This is a genomic window from Nostoc sp. CCY0012, assembly GCF_963920855.1.
Classification (GTDB): Bacteria; Cyanobacteriota; Cyanobacteriia; order Cyanobacteriales; family Nostocaceae; genus Cyanocohniella.
In genome coordinates this window covers 14,822-35,488 of sequence record NZ_CAWUDM010000044.1, presented here as the reverse complement: position 1 = coordinate 35,488, position 20,667 = coordinate 14,822, and the positions used below count along the sequence as shown (strand labels likewise).

Annotated in this window: 10 protein-coding genes and 1 pseudogene; 3 read left to right on the top strand and 8 right to left on the bottom strand. The window is 41.2% G+C overall.

What is annotated here, in order from left to right; all coding sequences use genetic code 11:
- Window positions 1-36: 36 nt before the first annotated feature.
- The 3 genes from ACM0OS_RS14610 to ACM0OS_RS14600 form a co-directional block, all read right to left on the bottom strand.
- On the bottom strand, window positions 37-2,637 hold the full coding sequence (locus ACM0OS_RS14610; protein WP_414543912.1) for a hypothetical protein: 2,601 nt from the start codon (window positions 2,635-2,637) through the stop codon (window positions 37-39).
- Between the two features lie 2 nt (window positions 2,638-2,639).
- Window positions 2,640-4,079, bottom strand: coding sequence for a cache domain-containing protein (locus ACM0OS_RS14605; protein ID WP_414543911.1), 1,440 nt, complete (start codon window positions 4,077-4,079; stop codon window positions 2,640-2,642).
- A gap of 128 nt (window positions 4,080-4,207) precedes the next feature.
- The gene (locus ACM0OS_RS14600; RefSeq protein ID WP_414543910.1) at window positions 4,208-7,447 is read right to left on the bottom strand and encodes a type 2 lanthipeptide synthetase LanM family protein; all 3,240 of its coding nucleotides are present in this window, start codon (window positions 7,445-7,447) and stop codon (window positions 4,208-4,210) included.
- Window positions 7,448-7,839: 392 nt separating this feature from the next.
- Between ACM0OS_RS14600 and ACM0OS_RS14595 the strand changes: the two genes are divergently transcribed.
- A complete protein-coding gene (locus tag ACM0OS_RS14595) occupies window positions 7,840-8,229 on the top strand; it encodes an NHLP leader peptide family RiPP precursor (RefSeq protein WP_414543909.1) in 390 nt (129 codons plus the stop codon).
- Between the two features lie 268 nt (window positions 8,230-8,497).
- On the top strand, window positions 8,498-9,736 hold the full coding sequence (locus tag ACM0OS_RS14590) for a S8 family peptidase (RefSeq protein WP_414543908.1): 1,239 nt from the start codon (window positions 8,498-8,500) through the stop codon (window positions 9,734-9,736).
- A gap of 81 nt (window positions 9,737-9,817) precedes the next feature.
- On the opposite strand, the gene ACM0OS_RS14585 is transcribed toward ACM0OS_RS14590, so the two are convergent.
- The 3 genes from ACM0OS_RS14585 to ACM0OS_RS14575 form a co-directional block, all read right to left on the bottom strand.
- Window positions 9,818-10,627, bottom strand: a complete 810-nt coding sequence (locus tag ACM0OS_RS14585) for a response regulator (protein ID WP_414543907.1) — start codon at window positions 10,625-10,627, stop codon at window positions 9,818-9,820.
- A 155-nt stretch (window positions 10,628-10,782) separates the two neighbouring features.
- Window positions 10,783-11,715 (bottom strand): sensor histidine kinase, encoded by a 933-nt coding sequence (locus ACM0OS_RS14580; protein WP_414543906.1) that lies wholly within the window; start codon window positions 11,713-11,715, stop codon window positions 10,783-10,785.
- A gap of 145 nt (window positions 11,716-11,860) precedes the next feature.
- Window positions 11,861-14,557, bottom strand: a complete 2,697-nt coding sequence (locus tag ACM0OS_RS14575) for a CHAT domain-containing protein (RefSeq protein ID WP_414543905.1) — start codon at window positions 14,555-14,557, stop codon at window positions 11,861-11,863.
- Between the two features lie 94 nt (window positions 14,558-14,651).
- Here ACM0OS_RS14575 and ACM0OS_RS14570 point away from each other — a divergent pair.
- Window positions 14,652-15,712 (top strand): annotated as a pseudogene (locus ACM0OS_RS14570) (IS630 family transposase).
- Here the strand turns inward: ACM0OS_RS14570 and ACM0OS_RS14565 are convergent.
- Together ACM0OS_RS14565 and ACM0OS_RS14560 are read right to left on the bottom strand one after the other, a co-directional pair.
- A complete protein-coding gene (locus ACM0OS_RS14565; RefSeq protein ID WP_414543904.1) occupies window positions 15,696-17,495 on the bottom strand; it encodes a ShlB/FhaC/HecB family hemolysin secretion/activation protein in 1,800 nt (599 codons plus the stop codon). The pseudogene ACM0OS_RS14570 and the gene ACM0OS_RS14565 sit on opposite strands and share 17 nt — an antisense overlap.
- Window positions 17,485-20,664, bottom strand: coding sequence for a filamentous hemagglutinin N-terminal domain-containing protein (locus ACM0OS_RS14560; protein WP_414543903.1), 3,180 nt, complete (start codon window positions 20,662-20,664; stop codon window positions 17,485-17,487). Before ACM0OS_RS14560 ends, ACM0OS_RS14565 begins: the two co-directional genes overlap by 11 nt.
- Between the last annotated feature and the right edge of the window lie 3 nt (window positions 20,665-20,667).

The following is a 20,667-nucleotide window of genomic DNA, read 5'->3' as shown; positions in this document are numbered from 1 at the left end:
CTTGTTGTAATTGGTTATTAGTCAGTTGTCATTCCCTCATCTCACGGAAAATGACGGCTCTGGAAAGGTAAACTTCAACCAGCATCCATCACTAATGAGAGGAAGCAAAACTCGTCCGTTGGATAACTTCAAGTCAAACTGCATATTCTGATTTCCATTTTGGACTTCCACAAATGCAGGCAAACTTTTAGAGTTAATCTGGGAATTACTTCTGTGTGTCCACACTCTCAATTCCTGTTTTCGCTGGGTTGGTAAGCGGAAGGTGGCATACTTTAGGGATGACAGCGATAGAACTTCGACAGTGGCTGCTTGGTAATGTTGCTCACCCTCAGCATATCCCAATAGCACTTCTGCCGTTTTTGGTTGTCCACCAGCGGTAATTGTGAATACAGATCGCCCTCCTTGGTTTTGCTCTCGCAGTTCCACAACTACACGGGAAGTAAACGCACCATAGTACTTCATGACCAAAGTTGCTCCTAAAGATAGAACAGCAATAAACAATGCACTTATCCGCGCCAGAGGGTTTTCCCAGATGAACAAACCATGAACCAGGAGGATAGTTAAAAATAGGCTATAAACACCTACACTGAAGAACGGATGATTGAGAATCTTGAAGACTACTCCAGGTATAAGCTCCCCTTTGCAGCGACTAGAAACTAACAGTAAAACTGGGAAAATTCCACCAACAAGAGAGTTGCCAAGTACACCAGCGAAAGCGAGGATACTGGTAAAGGATTGGGTACCAGCAAGGAACAGCCACTCAGTTAGCAGGAAGACTAAGATTAATGGACTAATGGATAGGAAAAAGCGGCGTTGGTTGAGTAGGCTTTGCCAAAACTTTTGTGTCTGACTCTGATGTTTGGAAGTAGCGTTGTAATCAGCTTTCAACCCTCCTTCGTAAACCAAGAGCATGGGTGAGATGGCTTGTATACAAGCACTATCATCATTAGCCGAATGCACTTCTAAACTCAGGCGGGTATCCCATTTACGTAAGTCTGGAAATTGATGGAGTAGCTCTTTAATGTTCCAATGTTTAGCGAAAGCAATGTCTATGTGATGAACATTACCACTCAACTGAATATCTAGACGAAACTTGGACTGAGCCTCTTCTAATCCCAGGTAAGTTACACCAATATGAGGCACACAGCTAAGATCGCCATTGGGGTGTAATATTAACATTCCTTGCTGACGGGGAAGTCTTAAAATTCGTTGGGGACGTGCTGGCAACCACTCTCTAGCTAGGTTGACTAAAAGACTAGAGCTACGCAGCCAAGCCATTCCTAACAGCAAGGTAACTAACACTGCGCCTAAGATTGTAACGATCGCACCGACTTCCAATGCTAATGGCTCTAAAGCAGTGCCTGACTGTCCACTTAGCAACTCTGGCGATATGGCTCCGTTAACTGCTAGCACCCAAATGCAAAAGAGAACAGTCAAAAAAGCAGTTCCCGCTACGCTGCCCCAAATTAAGGATACAGCGCTAGGATCACGAGGAAGTATCAGTTTACCACATTCTCCTACATAAACATGACCAAAGTAAAGCATCAGGCTGACACCTAAAATTCGTTGTAGCATCCAAGGTTGAAAAGGTTTACCGTCGAGAAAGGGCAAGTTTACATATAAAAGGTTTTCTAGTTGGATGTGGCGAAATGATAACAGTGAAAGGATGAGAAGCAAACTCACGTTGATGCCTGCTAGTAATACCATCAAGGCAACGGTGAAGTTAAGCGATTTTCGAGATACCAAATACAATCCAGCACCGAATAGCAATACCGCCCACAATGCTGCTGGTATCTGGGTAAAATTTGCCATAGTCACCGACAAACCGATATAACAAGCCAATGCTATGAGGAAAACACGGATACCAACTGCTATAGAAAGTATAAATGAGCCTGTATTTCCTAAATAATTAGATACTAATTGTTTGATAAAAGAGTTGCCATAACGGAAGTCTCCACTGCGACCAACGGCTTCTGCCATACAAGCCATAGTTAGGGTGTTGACTATACCGATGATGACTATGAAAGCAATTGTAGCTAACGGCCCCACATCGGCTACGGCAATGGGCAAGGCTAAGAAAGCTTGGGGAAGACCTAATGCTACGGTAAGTATAGAGGCTAGCCAGAAGGGTGGAAGAGACTCTAAGCGCTGGGCGATCGCTGCTGTTATCCAGCGCCACTGTTCGATGAGCGATAACTTGGATGCAAAAATTCTCAACAGTTGTTTTCTATACAAACGCAAGTAAGCTATTTGCACCGCCTTTTCATCCAAACCCAACGTTGCTCTAATGTTGGGGACTGCTTGATACATGAAAGTATACTTCTGGCTGAGGGCATGGGCGATCGCAGCTTTCAGTCTGGGATTTTCCGGCACGAGGGTGGTCCACTGCTCGGCGTAGCGTTCCAAATGCTGGATAGTAGGGTGGAGTGGTGGCGCGTTTCCTAAAGCAAAGGCTTCTAAAAAAGCCAAATCACGCTCTGAAGCAGCTTGTTCTGTCAAGGAAAACTCCATCCGCGATCGCGCCACTATCTGGGCAGTGCGGCTCTCAAGTAAAAACAGTAATGTATTCGCTCGTTTAGCTGGTAAGCCCGCTAGTACTTCCTCTCTTGATATCAATTCGTCGTCATCCAATGACATATTTATGCCTCACAGTTTAGCGATCGCTGTTTGAGGGATTGCACCTTTGTCTGCAATCTCTGGTAGTAATCTGTCTCCGTTTCGCTAACAGTTACTTTGTGTTCTCTGAGCTTTTGAATCTTTTGTTGTAACTGCCGAAAATGTTCATTTTCCGTAATTTCCGCAACATTGCTGGCTCTTTTTGTTTCATCAATCTCAATGTGCAGTTCCTGGACTTGCATTTTGAGCTTTTGATCTCGTATCCTCACTTGTTCAGCCATTCCCAAGAAAACGCGCACTAATTGCCCCATATCATCTTGGCTACTGGCGAATTTCTCCAATTTTGGACGCAATTCTAATACCCGAGAATCAAAATCATCTTGTTCCAATGACTGCGCTGCGGCTGTGAGAGCGTAAATTGGTTGAGAAATTCTCCGCGCTAAAAATAACGCAATGATGGCTGTGATTCCGCCCACAATCAACATACTGCTACCGTGCAGCCAAATCAGTCGCTGCAATGGCTTAGTAAAATCTTCTCTCGGCTGGCTGACTCCTAACACCCAAGGTTGTTCTTGTAAAGGTGCAAAGCCAACACTCCGGGGCATTTGTTGAGGTGGAAAGCGATAGGTAGTATGACCTGTATGTTTAGCTCTTACCATCACCTGTAACTCAGAAATATCTAAGCTGGGAATTTGATTGAGAGCGTAACGTCTGTCCTTGATGACTAGTTGTAACGTCTCAGGTGGTAGAGGAACGAGGCTATGATAAAGTCGAGATTGATCAGAATGACTAATTATTACTCCTTGCTGGTCAATCAAAAAAGTGTAACTTTGGGAATCTACTTGTAAAGCATTGGCGATCGCCCAGATAGCTTCTCCTTTAATCTTCAATACTGTGACTCCGACAATTTCGCCACTAGGCGATCGCACCGGATGGGAGAAAAACATTCCTGGTCGTTTTGTCGTTTCGCCCACCAGAATACTAGATACATAAGATTTGCCTTGAATACTAGAACGAAAATATTCACGGAAAGCATAATTTTGACCAAGAAAATTAGGATCGGTGGAAGCAATAGCACGACCATGCCGATCCATCACAAAAACAGCATCAAAGTCTGGGTTAGAACGGAAGATGTTTTGTAGCGTTTGTTGCAAGTTAGGGCGGAGGGCTGATCGCTCAGAAGACGTGGAAGCTGCGAGGAAATTGACGACATTGCGATCGCTGCTAACTTGGACAACAACACGCTGAATATCAATCATTAACTGGTCAAGACGACTAGCAGTACTAGTAGCTAACAATTCCAGTTTGCGATATTCACCAGCCTCCACACTATCTAAGCTCTGGCGCAGGTTGTAGTAGGTGGTGAAGCTCATCGGTATGAGTGCAACTGACACTAACGCTACTGATATTTTGGCAGCTATAGACCAAGCAGCTGGGCAAAGTAACCGATGTAAACGCTTCATTTAATCCACTATGATAATTAGTTGTAAAAATCTCTAATACCAATTTTCCAAAATTTGGCAACAGATTCAACTCTGAAAAACCAGACTGAATCTGACTTTCTTAATTACGAATTCCGAATTGTATAAGTTCACTCCCACAGCAAGGCCGAAGGAAGTAATTCTGGATACGCTAACCTCAATAGTTCATAACCAATTCCAGCAGTGCCTTGAAAGAAACCAGGATTGTAAACATCTGAGGAAAGTTCGGGAAATAAATAAAAAGCACCGACTTGCTTTGCTCTTGCTAAAACTGTTGCTGCTTGTTTCTGGACAGTTTCTAGTAGTTCCGCACTCGACAGCTTAGTGGCTTCTACCAGTAGCACCTCCATCCTGCCAAAGTTACCGCAGCAGAGATGGTCGAGATTCTGTAAACCAAACTGTTGAGTTGTGTTCAATGCTACTGCAATTTCTTGCCGGATTTCTGGAGTATCGAGAATTTCCAAACTTCCCAAACGACCTAAACCAATACCAGGAGCGCCATGACACCAGCTGGTTACAAAAGAAGGGTTTTTCTGCCTCACGTCTTGCCAATTTCCAGCCTTGGGAGAAAATACACTGCGTTCGTAGGCGATCGCTTCTTCTGCCGCTTCCAGGAAATTTGGATCTTGCGTGATTTTATACAATCGTAGTAAGGCGTAGGCGATACCCGCCACACCGTGAGAAAATCCTGTGATTAGTTTGCCTTCTAAGGTTGCCCAAGCTCTAAATCCAGAATCGCTGTGAGTGCGGTTATTTAGTAAGTGATAACCCAAGGCTTCGGCTTGATTCAATACTGCTGAATCTGATGAAGCTTGGTATAAACTCAGTAATCCTAGTATGGCACCAGCAGAACCGGCGATGGTATCAAACTGGCGATCGCTTGCAATACTTTCTTGAGTGATTAATGAGGCTGCAAGGCTGGCAAAATCTAAAAACTCCGGTTCATCAATAAACTGGCTAACCCGAACTAAAGTATAAACAATAGACCCTAATCCAGTGGCTCCACCGATACCTAAGCGTTTGGTAATTCTAGACAGAGAGTTCGAGTCTGTAACCTGCAAAGATTTTTTCAGTTCTTGCAAAGCACTGAGTGTTAAATATCGAAATCCTGCGTCACCAGTCATTTTTGCCAATGCTGCTAAAAATAAAGCAACGCCGCAAACACCATCATATAAGCCATCGCCAAGTGGCTGAAGTTGCATCCGTCCTGAGTTAGGCAGATATCCCATACCAATCCAGGTAATACTGCAATCGGCAGCTTTAATTGCTCGTTGTTCCAGTTCTTTGGCAATTTCCACTGCCTCTTGTACCAGTTTTGCTTGTGTCAACGGAATAGTTGCATCCAAATCTAAAACGGTACTAGTAGATGCTGCACTGGTCATACCACTAGCAACCCGCGAGTAAAAAGAACCCCGAATAATTGCAATTTGTTGGGCTAAATTTGCATCATTAAGTTGCTTGAGACAAGAAATCATTCGGTCATAGCTAGGTTCTTTAAAATATCCCTCAATAATTAAGTCATTGACTCTCAGAGCATCACTGCTTGAGTCCGCAACAAAGTAAGGGATATCCATTTGCTCTAAAGCTTGTAATTCTGCTGCTAGCAGTGGCCAAATAGGAGGTTTTGTATCAGCTTTCAAAAATGCCCGGCTTAAAACATCTAGCTGAATGCTGCGGTCTACACCATGCCGCAAGAATTTTGGGTTTAAGGCTTTATTCAAAACATCAGCATAGACTTGGCTATTGCGAAACAAAAATCGTACTTTCTGATGAGCTAGGACTGCTATAGGACTATTGGTTGCCAACAGCACTTCTTGCCGCTCTGACAAAAACTGATACATCTGCCGGAAACCATCTACAATTTCATTAACGTAATCATTGGGTAATAGGGCAACCTCGTTAAGGAGAAGTGTATTAGCTTGGGCTGGCATGATGTCAAGTTCATACTTCAGCGCCATGCCGTCAGTATTAATGTTCTGCCACTTTTGCCTTTTAACAGAAATTTTCTCGCCAACTCCCCCCAAACCACTGATATCTTCAGCCTTCCCTCCTGGTGCAAAGTCCCATCTCGGTAGTAGTCCAGTCCGCAGCACCGAGTCGAAAAATTGTTGATTCGCCTGGTATTGCGCTCCGCCCAATTCTTCTATTTTGGGATCAATCACCTGAGCTACAGGTTGCAAGAGGGTTTCTAAGTCTACCAGCACCGGGTGTTCGCCACTAGCAATTAAATTTTCGTGATGGCAGTCATTCCCTTGCAGCACGTAGAGTAAGCACAAAAGCATTCCGGCACGCTGGTAGTATCGCTGCGCTGCTGCTTCATCTTCACAAGGTAAATGTTCAACATACTCCATCCAACCATGAGTCTTGCAGTCAATAACTTTGACTAACTTGAACGGGAGCAAAACAAACTGCTGATTACACCAAGCTAGTAACTGAAAATATGCAATTTCCAACCCTAAGCCTCTGGGTTTATATATCAGTTTCAATCCAGAAGCAAAAGTTAAAGATATCACCGATTGCCCTCTATTATGAAGATCGGAGAGATTCAATTGGATCGCAACAATTTGGCTTGTATCTTCTTGGAAAGTTTGCTGGATGGTTGTCAAGTCTAATGCTAATCGTTGGATAAATTTTGTTTTTTCCTCCACCCATATATCCATTGCTGTCGCCACCAGGCGAGCTAAAACATTGTATTTTTGGAAAAATGAGAGTAGTTTGCCTATTTTAAAGTCTTTGATAAAAGTTTGGTATTGCTCTTTAGAACTTATGTCTAATCCTTGTCCCCATAAAAGGGTGAAAGCGGATTGCTTGAGTGCTTTGAATAGCGAAAATTCAAGCTCTAGAGACTGGGTGCAAAGAGACACTAACTGCAATAAAAGTTGACGTTCCACACGTATGTGAACTGCTTGGGACAGAAGTTGCCAACTAGCACCAACGTGTGCAATGAGTTTTTGCTGTGCTACGTAAACAAAGGGTAGATAAACTTCTTCAAAGGGAATGGGTTTTTCAGCATCCAGACAGCGAGAAGCACTTGTATAAGCTGTTTCCCAATCGGTTCGCAACGCTTGCTGTAAAGTTTCTGCCCAAAGAGGAAGTTTTTGTGCTTCGCTGATGTACACAGAGCCGAGAACGGTACCAACAGCTTTAGAATTCTGATCGTCCCAGGCGAGGCGTTTAGCAAATTTTTCTGGGTTTTCTTGTGCTACAACCTGACACCACATTTCCCAGCGTGAACTAATCAATTTTTCATCGGCTGATGTCTCATTAGGAATGAAGCGTGTCTCCAGTCTTTCGGTTAGAGTACTAGCTTCCTCAACTATTTTGATTAAATCTTCTTGTGAAACTTCCATCTATGTGTGCCCTTTTTTAGTTAAACCCATAATGGTTGTTTTATTCATAGTTAGATTTGTAGCTTAGAGGATACCAAGCCAAAATTACAATTCAAATTCTTTCGGTAAGACTAACAATTTTTTATATTCTGTTTTTTATCGAATGCGCTCAACTTCCATTGTCGGCAAGTTACTGATTTTTGATGGCTTGATTTTTCATTATTAACTACTGGGAATTTAATCTTTATGGTTTTTCTAAAATATTTACATTATTATTTGGATTTTTTAGTCAAGTATTCTATTTTTCTGGATTTAATGCCTAAAGAATTCAAATTGACGGTTTAGTTTCCGAATCGATATTCTAGTTAGTGTCAATCACAAAGATTGATGCAAGCAAATAAGGAGAAACCAAAATGCACGAAGAACTGAAAAAAGTCATTTCTCAGGCAATAAACACCCGGTTTGAAGTTGAACAGAAGCTCATTCAACAGGCTTGGGAAGATGATAAATTTAAGCAAGAATTGCTCAGCAATCCCAAAGCAGTTTTTGCTAGAGAGTTAGGAGAGGAATTGCCAAATAATCTAGAAATCGAAGTTGCCCAAGAAACAGAGAACAAGGTTTATTTAGTGATTCCAAATAATCCTGAATCAGCTGTTATAGCTGAGGGAGAATTATCTGAGGAAGCTTTAGAAGCTGTCGCTGGTGGCATCTGTATTTTCTTTAGTAAACGTTTTAACTTGAAATTCGATTATGAAGATGACAAAAGAAAGGCTAAGTTAAGAAACGCCAACGACTTAGTGTAGCGTCCGCTTAGCAGACCAGTAACTACTTGGAACTCAAAAATATTCTAAGCCAGTGAGTTTTGACAGATAAATCTGCTGGACTCACTGGATTTACGAGGACAATTAACATTTAAGACTCTCAGTTGATTACTCCTAATTTTTCTGAATTTATTCCTAAAGAATTCAAATTGACATTTAGTTCCATCCATATTTTGGTTATGACAGGCAGTATTACAATAAATTTGATCTGCTCTAACAAGAGTGAATCTTGAGAAGGTCTTTAAACGCTATGAGAAATTTGAGACTTGTTCAAAGAATAGTTACCTCAGGAATAATAGCTACCACTGCTGCATTTGGGAGCTTTGTTGTCGAAGTTCGGGCGGCTACTTTCACTCTACCGATTGAAGCAGCAGCCAAAGCTACAGGAGTTGATGTTTTGCGCGATCGCTATGGTTTAGATGGTACGGGAATTACAATTGGTTTTATATCCGATAGCTTTGACACAGCCCAAACATTTGATGTTTCTGGTAATCTGGATACTTATGCAACTAATATAGCTGATGGCTACTTATCGGCTGGCATTAATGTACTACAAGACTTCTTTAATCCTGAATCTACAAATGAGGGTCGTGCAATAGCGCAGATTCTTCATGCCGTGGCTCCCCAGGCTAATCTACTATTTCACACAGGCGTAGGTGGTGTAGATATATTAAGTCAAGGTATTGAAGCTTTAGCATCTGCGGGGGCTAATATTATAATAGATGATGTTGGCTATGTTCCTCAAGATATCCCTGATGTACCTTTAGACTTTGTGGATCTGGAACCTCCTAATGGGCCTATTAATCAAGCAATTGACGCAGTGTTCAATCAAGGAATTTCTTACTTTACGGAAGCCGGTAATGATTTCCCTGATTTTCCCATATACGGTCACGCAAATAACCCCAATGCGCTGACTGTGGGTGCGGTGTACTACGGTAATTCAGAATCATACTTTAACCGACGGGAGAATGTAGAGATAGAACAAGGACAACTGCAACCTTTTTCATCAGCAGGTAACCCAGACTTATTAAAACCGGATGTTGTCGCTCCCGATGGTCTACCCATTTCCTTTAACTTGGGTGGAGGTTCTCGCACAGATATTAACCCTGGCTTTTTTAGTTTCTTCGGTACATCTGTTTCAGCACCGTATACAGCAGCAGTAGCAGCCCTATTACTGCAAGCAGACCCCAGCGCTACACCTACTCAAATTTATAATGCACTCAGAGATACGGCTGATAGTTCTGTATCTGGTTTCGATTCTAGACTAGGCTTTGGTTTAATCAAAGGAGATAGGGCGATCGCCGCACTTGGTGTACTACAACCTCAACCAGTACAAGAACCGGGAGTAACCCTAGCCTTGCTGTATGTTGGTGTAATAATTGCAGGTTTATCTTTGAAACGTACTCCACATAGATCTAAAGCCATAGCTAACCCTAGCTTAAAACTTACCTTAGTTCATTTCAGTTTGAGATATTTGCCCAAAGTCTAAAATCTACCTTAGCCTCCAGTACACAGATATTTACACAACTTTAAAGCCCACACAAATGGGCTTTTTTTTCTCTACTCCCTATCAATTGTCTTTAGCTCTTGATTGAATACGTTGCGCTTTTCGCCAGACTTGAGGAGTCATGCCAAAGCTGATACGAAACTGGCGGAAGAAACATCCTGCATAACGATAGCCTACTGCTTCAGCAATTTGCTCAATTGACTGATTAGTTTCTAATAGTAAAGAACACGCTGCGGCCATGCGGCGTTTAGCAATCCATTGATGTACAGTTTCTCCTGTTTGCCTTTTTATTAAGTCTGTTAAGTAAGCTGGCGAGTAACCTACTGCTTGAGCTACATCAGTTAGACCCACTGGTTTATAATAATTTGCTTCAATAAACTCAAAGACTTCACGAAAATCAGGGTCAGCAGGTAAAAGCGTTTCCGAATTTACCGATTTGGTTTTTTCAGTACTCTCTGGCTGGAAATTTTGCTGAAACTCAGTAGCATACAACTGTTTTTGAGTTGCTTGTCTTTCTAGTCGAGCTGCGATCGCTCCCAATAGTTCCTCTACTGTAGAAGGCTTGGTAAGATAATCATCTGCTCCTAAATCCATGCCTAGACGAACCTCAGCCTTATGAATCTTGGCTGTCAAGAAAATGAAAGGAATCATTGCCATGTTACGATTCTGACGTAGCTTGCTAAAAACACCGTAACCATCAAGTTCTGGCATGAGAATGTCGCAAATCACCAAATCTGGTAAGTGTTCTTGTGCTTGCTGAACGCCTACAAGACCGTTTTCTGCACCAATAACATCAAACCCTTCTGCTTCTAGACTGTCTAGCAACATTTCTAGACTTACTGCTTCATCTTCGATGACTAAAATTTTTGTCATTGTTTTTTCAATTATTGAATTGCAGGATCAAAATTTCTATTGCAGAGATTGTTATAGAACCTGAAGTTTCACACAACATGCAAATTCTATGACAATCACTGTTTCAGTTGTTTCTGAGTGCTGGTATAACGTAATCATTAACTCTGCTTTACTAGTTAGCATGGCAAAGTGATTGTAAAAGTTGTACCTACACCAACTTCACTCGTTACGGTAATTTGACCATGATGCAGGTCTACAAGCTTTTGAACCAGTGCTAATCCCAATCCATTACCTGGTATATTGCCAGTATTTCCACCTCGATAAAATGGTTCAAACAGTCGTGGTTGATCTGCGGCTGGAATGCCAATTCCACTATCCTTAATTTGGAAAATCATTTTTTGATCTTCACAAGAAAGCATGAGATCAACTGTTGAACCAACTGGAGAATACTTGATTGCATTTGACAGTAAATTCATTAAAATAGGCTGAAGCAATTTTTTATCCACACAAACTTGTTCACAATCACCTTGACAAACAAAGGTAAATGAGTGATGGTTTTGACACAAATCTAATTCTGCTAATATATCTTCACAGAATTGAATTAGATTAAGAGTTTCTGGTTCAAAGTTTAGCTTACCTACTTCTGCTTGATCCAGTGTGAGAAATTTATCCATTAAATATCTCATTTGTTCCATCGCTGTTTCTAGGCGCTGCAAATACTGTAATTTTTTTTCTTCAGTCCAGTGATGACGATGGCGTTTCAGTAAACTAGTAGACAACGAAATGATGTTTAGAGGAATGCGGAATTCATGAGAAGCCATAGAGATAAAGTACTCTCTATGTTCCGCAAGTTGTTTTTCTTGTTTTAGAGCCATTTCTGCCTGTTGGCGTAAAACTTTTTCATGGCACAATTGCTGATTAGTTTCCTGTAATTCAGCCATAAGCTGTTGTACTTTGCACTCTAATCTTTCCACAAGAGGCAGAGAAGCCGGGGGAAATATTGCATCTGCTATGTCATCCATCTGCAATTTAGATAGACACGATTCCTCTTTTAACGGCAATATGACTTGAAAGTTGCGTTGCTGTAAAGTGCAGTTGCTTGAAAACATACTCAAAACCTTCCAAGTGTTAATCTAACTTTTACAGGAACTGATACGTTGCTTTATATGTTTCTCTTGTTCAAGCGGCTTTTTTTACGCAATATCACTGATATCTTTACATAAGTTTATATTTTAAAATTAATTTAAATTTTTATTACAACCAATTGCCGAGAAGAACATAAGGCGCCCAAAAATAAGGACTATGTTTTTGCGCTAAAATAGCGAGTTGAGCACGTTGCAAAGCTTCGGCTTTACTTACCCCAGTATTCAACTGTCGGTATAATTCACCCATAAAGTTTCTAGTAGCTTCATCATCGACTATCCACAACGTTGCAATTGTACTGCGTGCGCCTGCTTGTACAGCGACTCCAGCTAATCCTAACGCTGCACGTTTGTCTCCTGATGCGGTTTTACAAGCACTGAGGACAAGTAATTCTATAGATTCTGGTCTAGTTTCACCTCTAGCTCGGAGTAAAGTATCTAACTCTCTAATCCTCAGTAGTTGATCCCAGGTCATTATATAAGTTTGTTCAAAATCCGAACTAAATTGTCCATGAGTTGCCAGATGCACTACTGAAAAAGGATGAGATTGAATTTGTTTTTGGAGATTAGTTTTGGTGAAGTCTTGATTTAAAAGTTCTTGACTTGTTTTAACTTCAGACTGAATTTGTTTTAATTCCTGCTTCACATTTGCCAGTTCAGAAAAGGATATACCCTCAATTAAACGTTCTTGCTCAACTCCAGCAACTAAAGCGTTTAGCTGCACATTTTGTAAAGGTTGAGGATCAACAAGTTGCAAACCAGGAGTCAAAGAAATAGCATATTTTTCAATTAAATATTGCTGCTGTTGTTTGTCGTAGAGAATTGCCATTGGAAGATTCCGCAAATCCCCATCTAAAACAAATACTAAAGACTTGATATTTTTGCTACTTAAATCTGATTCTATAGGTCTAATTAACCAATCATATATTTGTTGTGCATATTGCCTAATATCTGGTTCTCGGCTGGCAATTGGTAAATCTTTCTGTAGTTGTTTTACAGTAGCTTCTAAAACTTCTTGAGATATTTTGGTAGTATGACGAGAAATTATATCTTGCCCTGGCAATCTAGTAATAATTTCCAATCGGTTATCTAAAATAATTGGATAGATAACAGCTGTAGTTTTTTCCTTTTCTACTAGTTTGTCAACTCCTACTCTTGGTAGCAAACAAGGCGAACGAAAAAAGTTATCTAATTCAGCTAACTGGAGAGATTCCATTACCTGACGGGCTTGAACAAGATTATCTGATTTATTCTCTGAATTTTTCTCATATTGCAACAGTAAATCCACATACTGACGATAAACAGGTTCAATACTTTCGCGAAAAGAAAATTGTACATCAGGATTAATGGCAACTAAATCATTGCGGAGAGACTTGAGGGCGTTGTATGCTCGATTGTAAGCTATTGTTGCTGCTGGGATATTAGATTGTTTTTGAAGTATTCGTCCTATCTGCCAATGCCATTGATAAGCAATATCTTGAGCATCAATAGATTCGGCTTTTACCAACGCTTGTTGTGTAAGATTTTTGGCATCAGCTAACTGTCCGGTTTGTTCGTACAGTTCCCCAAGTGTCCCAAGGGCATAAGATTCAGTTCGCTGGTCTTTTAAACTCTGAGCCATTTGTACAGCTTGGGCTAACATTTTAGCAACATCTTTTGGCTGCAAATCGTTCTGTATCATTTTGCTCAGACTTTGGGCAAAGTTAATTCGGTAGTTAACAGTAGTACGACTTGGAGGTAAATTGTCTATCTGCGATTGAATTTGCGGTAATAAAGGTTTGGCTGTACTAAATTCCTTTTTTTCTACCAATAGCCTCAATAAATTTAGTTGAGATTGGAGCCGTACAGTAGATGTTGCAGGTGCAATTTGCGCTGCTTTTTGGTAGTATTGGATTGCTTTTTTAGTCTTATCATCAGCACTATTTAAATTACCCAAACTAACTTCAGCGTAAGATTGAGCGCGGGCTGTGTTACCTAAATTTAGTAAAGCATTACTTTGAGCGATCGCGTCTCCTACTTTCGTAGCAACAGAAAAGCTTTCTTTGAGAATTTCCTCTGAACAGCTTGCTTCTGGAATTTTATCTGGACAGCTTAAATTACCCAAACTTCGTAGTACATTCCCTAAGCTATTTAATCCTGTAGCTTTAAGAGCAGAATTCGGTTGCTCTTGCAGAATTTCTTGTACCAAAATTAAGGTTTTATGTGCTTGCAGATAATTACCCAAAGCTTGCATTGCTTGGGCTTGATTAATCCGGTTGCGAATCAGCGCGGATGTATCATTTAATTGTTGATACATTTTAGCTGCTTCTTGCCAACTACTCAAAGCTGCTTCAGTTTGCCCTCGTGCTAATTCCAATCCTCCTTGGACATCTAAAGCTTGGGCAAAAATTTGCCATTGCTCTTGGGAAGAACTTGGATTGTTCTCTGTTTTTAAGAGATTAATACTTTCTGTAATAGCTTGAGTTGCTTCTTGCCATTGCCCTAGTTGCTGATAGGCTAAAGCAAGATTGCTCAAAGCCATAGCTTCATGTAATTCATCATTAGCATCTCTAAATTCACCTACTGCTTTTTTTAACAGTTCTACTGCTTCTACAAACTGTCCGGATTCATAAAGTAATTGACTTTGCTGAATTAAATTATCAGTCTGAGTTGAGTTAACAGCAGATAATGAGATTTTTGATTTGGGATTTTGAACTTTAGATTGAATAATTGTTGCTGTTACATAATTAGATGAATTAATGAATTCAGAAAAAAATATGCACAATAACGTAGTTAATAAGGCGATCAATAAATGCTTGATAAATTTCATATAAATTCCCACATTTTGATGTCAAAAATTAAAACAAGTTATATCATGTTCGCATAATTAGTTATGATAAAAGTGGGGAATGCAACTATGAAATATGCCGAAACGAATCAGTATAACCACACATTTAAATATTTCTGAGTTAGAACAACTTTACCGTCAGGCGAAAAACGCGGTAGAAAGCCGTCAATATCAAGTTATATGGTTATTAGCACAAGGAAAAAAAACCGAAGAAGTTGAGGAAGTTACAGGCTATAGCAGAACATGGATATACGCACTGGTAAGAAGGTATAACGAATTTGGTGTTGAAGGATTAGGCGATCGCCGAAATGAAAATCAAGGAGCAACTCCTTTAATAGATGACATCCAGCAAGCACAGCTATGGCAAGCTTTGCAGTCAAACGCCCCAGATGGGGGATTCTGGAATGGGCGAAAAGTTGCGGATTGGTTGAGTGAAGTCATTGGGAAAAAGATCAGTAGATACAGGGGATGGGAGATATTACGGCAGATGACTTTTAGGCTACGAGTACCTCGCCCATCTCATACAGAAAGCGACTATTTTGAGCAAGAAGCTTGGAAAAAAAACTAGTTGAAGAAGTGGAACAACTCAAAACGTCTTACCCAGACGCGGAAGTTGAACTCTGGTGCGAGGATGAACATCGTTTAGGACTCAAGCCAATAATTCGACGAGTTTATGTTCCTGAAGGCGAAACACCAATCGCCAATGTTAACTGGAGATATAAGTGGTTATGGTTGTATGCATTCGTACATCCCAAAACTGGAGAAACTTATTGGTGGATTCTTCCTTATGTAAATACAGAAATTTTTAATCAGGTTTTAGCAGATTTTGCTCGTGAATTCAGTTTAGGTGCGAATAAACACATTCTTTTAGCTGTTGACCAAGCTGGGTGGCATACCAGTAAAGGCCTAAAGCTTCCATCTGGGCTGCACTTGACATTTTTGCCCTCCCACTCACCTGAATTACAACCTGCGGAAAGATTGTGGACTTTGGTTGACGAACCAATCGCCAATCGAACATTTGAGACACTTGATAATTTGGAGGAAATTTTATTTCATCGGTGTCAATCTTTACTTCAACAGCAAGATTTGATTCAAGGTTTAACCGGTTTTCATTGGTGGATTAAAATCGGGGCTTAATAGTAAGTGATTTACCGAACATGATATTATATTGCACAAAAAAATACAAACCATTTTCTTGCCAGGTATTGCCCGGAGTATCAACAGAAACTAAAGGAATACCCCACTCAATCGCAGCAGTAAAGTTATTACCTTGTAACCAACGCAAACCTAAACCACTAGAAACTAGGGTGTTAGTATTATTGTCATTTCCATTCGCTGAATTACTCCAAGCAGTACCAAAATCAAAAAAAGGAGTAACTTGTAGAACTCCGTTCCACTGAGGTACACGCAGAATCGGTAATCGCAATTCAGCAGAAGCGAGAGCGCCATTATCTCTCAAGAGAAAATCTTGACGGTATCCCCGGACACTATTTATCCCACCCAAACCGAATTGTTCTGAAGCTAAAAGCCTTGTGGAAGTTAGTTGTACATCACCACGGAGTAGTAATAAAGTATCAGGAGCTAACAAGCGTACCCATTGCGCTTGTCCTCGCCAAGCAAAAAAGCGGCTATCAGGCTCAGTATCATTAACTGTGGCATTGAAAGCACCAATTCCCAAGTTAAATTGAGAACGAGCCGCAATTACTTCTTGGCTGTTGCGAGAAATCCATTCTTGAAAGAATCGCAACGCAGATACTCTGGTGCGTCCTTGCTCATCAGCTCCTGGTGAAAGTAAATTAAGGGGAGCCTCGTTTTGCTCAAACAAAGCAGAAGAAATATTACTTTCTCTGCGAGAAGCAGTAATTCCTAGAATAAATTCATGACTGGGAGTTTGGACTAGGGGTTGGCGGAATGTGAGTTCGTAATATTGGGAAGCTGATTCAATATCTAGATCATTGAAGGGACGTTCAATAATATTAGCTGATGTAGTTCCATAGTTCAGGGTAAGAGTGCCATTGCGAGGATTGAGGGGTAAGCTGTAGCTGGCATCTATAGTGTTACTGCCGTCAGTATCGTTGTATGTTAACGATATACTATCTCCAATTCCTAACAAGTTGGCTTCGTTAACTTGCAGTTGGCGGCGGAAACTACCAACGCTAGGGGAGCGACCGTTATCAAGTATTATTTGTGTATTGAATGTATCTGCTTCCGTTACTTGGATAGCCAGCAAGTTAGAGCCGATACGTGAGCCAGCAGATAGTTCAGCAGACAAGTTTTCAATTAACGGATTAATTTGTAATAGTTGCAATGACTCTAATAGGCGGTTTTGATTTAAAGGGGTAGATGCACCATTAACTATACGACTGCGAATATAATTTGGGTTGAGTCGTCTAGTACCAGTAATTTGAATTTCCTCTAATTCACCTTCGATTACCTGAATTTGGACAACACCATCTGTAAAAGTTTGTTCAGGAATATAAGCTCCAGAAGTGATGTATCCTTCTTGAATATACAGTTCGGTAATTTTAGAACGAGCTTCTAATAATTGTGTAAAGGTGATTGGTTTGTTAGTGAATTCTGCAAGTACCTCAGTCAACTTTTCTGGGCTGAATACTGTACTGCCAATCACTTCAAACTGATTAACAGTAAAGGTTTGTGATATTTCAGAAGATGGTTCCTCCGGTGCAGTTAGCGGTTGAGAAGGTTGGAGTAGTTCAGATGGCGGGGGTAGTTGTGGTGGAGGAGAAGGTGGTGGTGGCTGTGGGGATGAAGGTGGTTGGACATCCTGCGGTGGTGGAAGTGGCGGGAGTGAGGGAGAATCCTGAACGGGTATCTGCGCCTTGCTGGGTAGAATTATGATACTGTTGAATAACATCAGCAAGCAAGACGCGACAAAAATATGATTAACTTTAGCTACCATGACATTGAATAGGGTTTTGTCTGGAAGTATAAGAAGTAACGTTAGATGAATTAGCACTAAGGACTATTTGTCCTTTAGCGTTTAGTGTTGCACCTGTGGCTTCAACAATGCGTTTGGGAGTGGAGGTAGTTGGTTTAACGGTGACAGCTGGTAAAGGACGCTTATTGTTACTGGGTTGAAGAGAGACCCAATCTATTTGGGTTGTATCAGTAGTCAGAATGTCTTTGGGGTTGGGTGGTAGACCACCACGTCCGACGTTCACAAAACGGCTTTGGGCGTAACCTGGAGTGTAACAACCTTGGGCTACTTCAGTGTCAACTGGTATTGTTGGCAATTCAACTAAGCCACTGTTGGGATCAACTTCAGGTGTATTTAATTGTACAGTACCACTGAGTTCGGGACTTGCGCCAGTGGCTGTAATATCACTTGTGCGATCAGATGCCACATCTCGGAACTGCATACCAAAGATACCTTGGGCATTAATTAATACGTTGCCGCCACGGAAGTCTTGAGAATCGGCGCGGATGTCGCTATTTTCAAAACCAATCAGAAAATCAGCATTGATATTGATGTTGCCGCCGATGACGTTTTTTCCAGTAGCGCTAGTTGTAATGTTACTATTGCGACCCAATATTAATGTCTGGGAGTCTAGAAAAATGTTGCCCTCTCCTCCTTGAGTCTCAGAACTTAGGACTGCTTGATGATCCAGACGGATAGAGTCTACTTTAACTACTATGTTGCCTGCCACATTCTTACTTCCTTGACTTCTGGCAAGCAGTCCAGCGCCATTTGTTACTAATAGTGACTCTGCTTGGATATCGATACTACCACCGTTACCCATTGCTTGAGAACCCACAGAGCTTCTTGCGCTACTGGGGAATTCATCACTACCTACCCCATCAAAGGAGACAGTTTCGCGAGCCTTGATATTTATATTGCCTGCATTCCCTTTCCCTAAAGTGATAGTAGATAGAAAAGCGCCATTTGTTACCAAGAGTGAATCCGCCTGGATATCAATGCTACCACCGTTACCCATCGCTTGAGAACCCACAGAGCTTCTTGCACTACTGGAAAACCCATTGCGACCTACCCCATCAAAAGAGACGAGATCGCGAGCCTTGATATTTATACTGCCTGCATTTCCCTTACCTTGGGTGCCGGCAAACAATATAGCGCCATCTGTGACTAAGAGTGACCCTGTATGGATGTCGATACTGCCACCATTACCTATTGCTCGAGAACTCACAGAACTACTCGCCCCGCTAGAAGCTCGATTGCGACCTACTCCATCAAAAGAAACGAGATCGCGAGCATTAATATTTATACTACCAGCATCTCCTTGTCCATAAGTGGTGGTAAACAGTGTAGCGCCATCTGTGACTAAGAGTGACCCTGTATGGATATCGATACTGCCACCATTACCTATTGTTCTACTAGAACCTACAGAACTGCTGGCACCAGTAGAGAATCCATTCTTACCTACTCCATCAAAAGAGACGAGATCGCGAGCATTAATATTTATACTACCAGCATTTCCTTGCCCATAAGTGCTAGTAGATAGTGCAGCGCCACTTTTTACAAAGAGCGACCCTGTATGGATGTCGATACTGCCACCATTACCTATTGCTTCCCTTCGCACAAAGCTATGTGCTGCACCCTCTCCATCAAAGGAGACAAGATCGTGGGCATTGATATTTATATTACCTGCATCTCCTTGCCCATAGGTGCTGGCATTTAGTAAACCGGCATTTGTTAAAAAGAGCGATCCTGTGTGGATGTTGATGTTGCCACCGTTGCCCTCTGCTCCCTTTTCCACCGTACTAGATGCCACACTTAAAAATCCATTGCTACGTTTTCCATTAAAGGAGACAGTATCACGGGCATTAATATTGATATTGCCTGCGTTCCCCTGCACTCTAGTCAAAACAACTAGTTCAGCTCCTTTTGTTACAGACAACGATCCAGCTGAGATTTCAATGTTACCCCCATTGCCCACTGCTCCCAATTCCGCAGCACTTCTTGCCCCACTGGAATTTCCATCGCTACCTTCCCCATTAAATGAGACGTTATCGCGGACATTGATATTTATATTGCCTGCATTCCCCTGCCCATAGGTGTTGGCATTTAGTAACCCGCCATCTGTTACCAAGAGTGACCCAGATGTAATGTTAATGTTTCCACCTTTACCTGTTGCTTCAGATAGTACTGAATTAATAACAGTGCTAGCTTCATTTACAACCATTTCCTCGGTTACATTAAGCGTAATGTCTCCTGCAACAGTTTCAGATGTCCCCAAATTTTGCCCAATACCACTGCTTAAAATACTTCCTCCCAAAATATTTAAGTTATGGGCGTTGACTATAATATCACCTCCACCTCCTGCGGCTACATCTATTTCAGTTTTATTATTAAGGGATACATTTGCTCGCGCTATTTCATCAGGAAAACTTAAACTCAGATTATTACCATCCCCATTTAAATCAACGGTTCCTGCACTTGCTAACCCACCTAACTCAACTCGTCCACCAAAAGCAAACAATTTTCCACCATCCATATTGATATCACCGCCTACTAGCAGCAAACTCTTGCCATCTGGCACACGTAAATCAACTGAATTATTTTGGATAATAGATTCAGTTTTAATTTGGTTAAATAGCAAAGCGGAAGGATTGACACTTAGTAGCGATGAAGAACTTTCTGGAGTTGAAGCACTAAAAAAACCTTGATTACCAAATCCAATTGCATCAGATGTGGTTCCTACAAACGAACCACCAATATCTAGCCTTGCACCCTTGCCAAAAATAATCCCATTTGGATTAATCAAAAATAAGTCAGCTGTACCGTTAGCCTTAATTAATCCATCAATATTAGAAACTGACCCACCCGTTACTCGACTGATGATATTCTGAATATCCACAGCATTGTTAAAAGAAGCAGTACCACCAGTAGGGACAGAAAACTCACTAAAGCTATGGAATAAATTACCTCCTGCTTGGGTTCCTCCATTGATATTGAAAATGTTCTCATCTCTGATGATGGTGGAATTATCAGGCAAGGTGTTATCTGGGGTAATTTGGGCAACAGTATGCTCTTGCAAGGATGCAATTAGGATACTTCCCATCAATAAACTAGTACACCAACATCGCCAATCTTGAGTTAAATCTGACATAAC

What these genes read in the sequence shown, in the direction of transcription:
- ACM0OS_RS14610 (WP_414543912.1), bottom strand. Translation starts at nt 2,637, where the DNA reads ATGTCATTGGATGACGACGAATTGATATCAAGAGAGGAAGTACTAGCG.
- ACM0OS_RS14605 (WP_414543911.1), bottom strand. Translation starts at nt 4,079, where the DNA reads ATGAAGCGTTTACATCGGTTACTTTGCCCAGCTGCTTGGTCTATAGCT.
- ACM0OS_RS14600 (WP_414543910.1), bottom strand. Translation starts at nt 7,447, where the DNA reads ATGGAAGTTTCACAAGAAGATTTAATCAAAATAGTTGAGGAAGCTAGT.
- ACM0OS_RS14595 (WP_414543909.1), top strand. Translation starts at nt 7,840, where the DNA reads ATGCACGAAGAACTGAAAAAAGTCATTTCTCAGGCAATAAACACCCGG.
- ACM0OS_RS14590 (WP_414543908.1), top strand. Translation starts at nt 8,498, where the DNA reads ATGAGAAATTTGAGACTTGTTCAAAGAATAGTTACCTCAGGAATAATA.
- ACM0OS_RS14585 (WP_414543907.1), bottom strand. Translation starts at nt 10,627, where the DNA reads ATGACAAAAATTTTAGTCATCGAAGATGAAGCAGTAAGTCTAGAAATG.
- ACM0OS_RS14580 (WP_414543906.1), bottom strand. Translation starts at nt 11,715, where the DNA reads ATGTTTTCAAGCAACTGCACTTTACAGCAACGCAACTTTCAAGTCATA.
- ACM0OS_RS14575 (WP_414543905.1), bottom strand. Translation starts at nt 14,557, where the DNA reads ATGAAATTTATCAAGCATTTATTGATCGCCTTATTAACTACGTTATTG.
- ACM0OS_RS14565 (WP_414543904.1), bottom strand. Translation starts at nt 17,495, where the DNA reads ATGGTAGCTAAAGTTAATCATATTTTTGTCGCGTCTTGCTTGCTGATG.
- ACM0OS_RS14560 (WP_414543903.1), bottom strand. Translation starts at nt 20,664, where the DNA reads ATGTCAGATTTAACTCAAGATTGGCGATGTTGGTGTACTAGTTTATTG.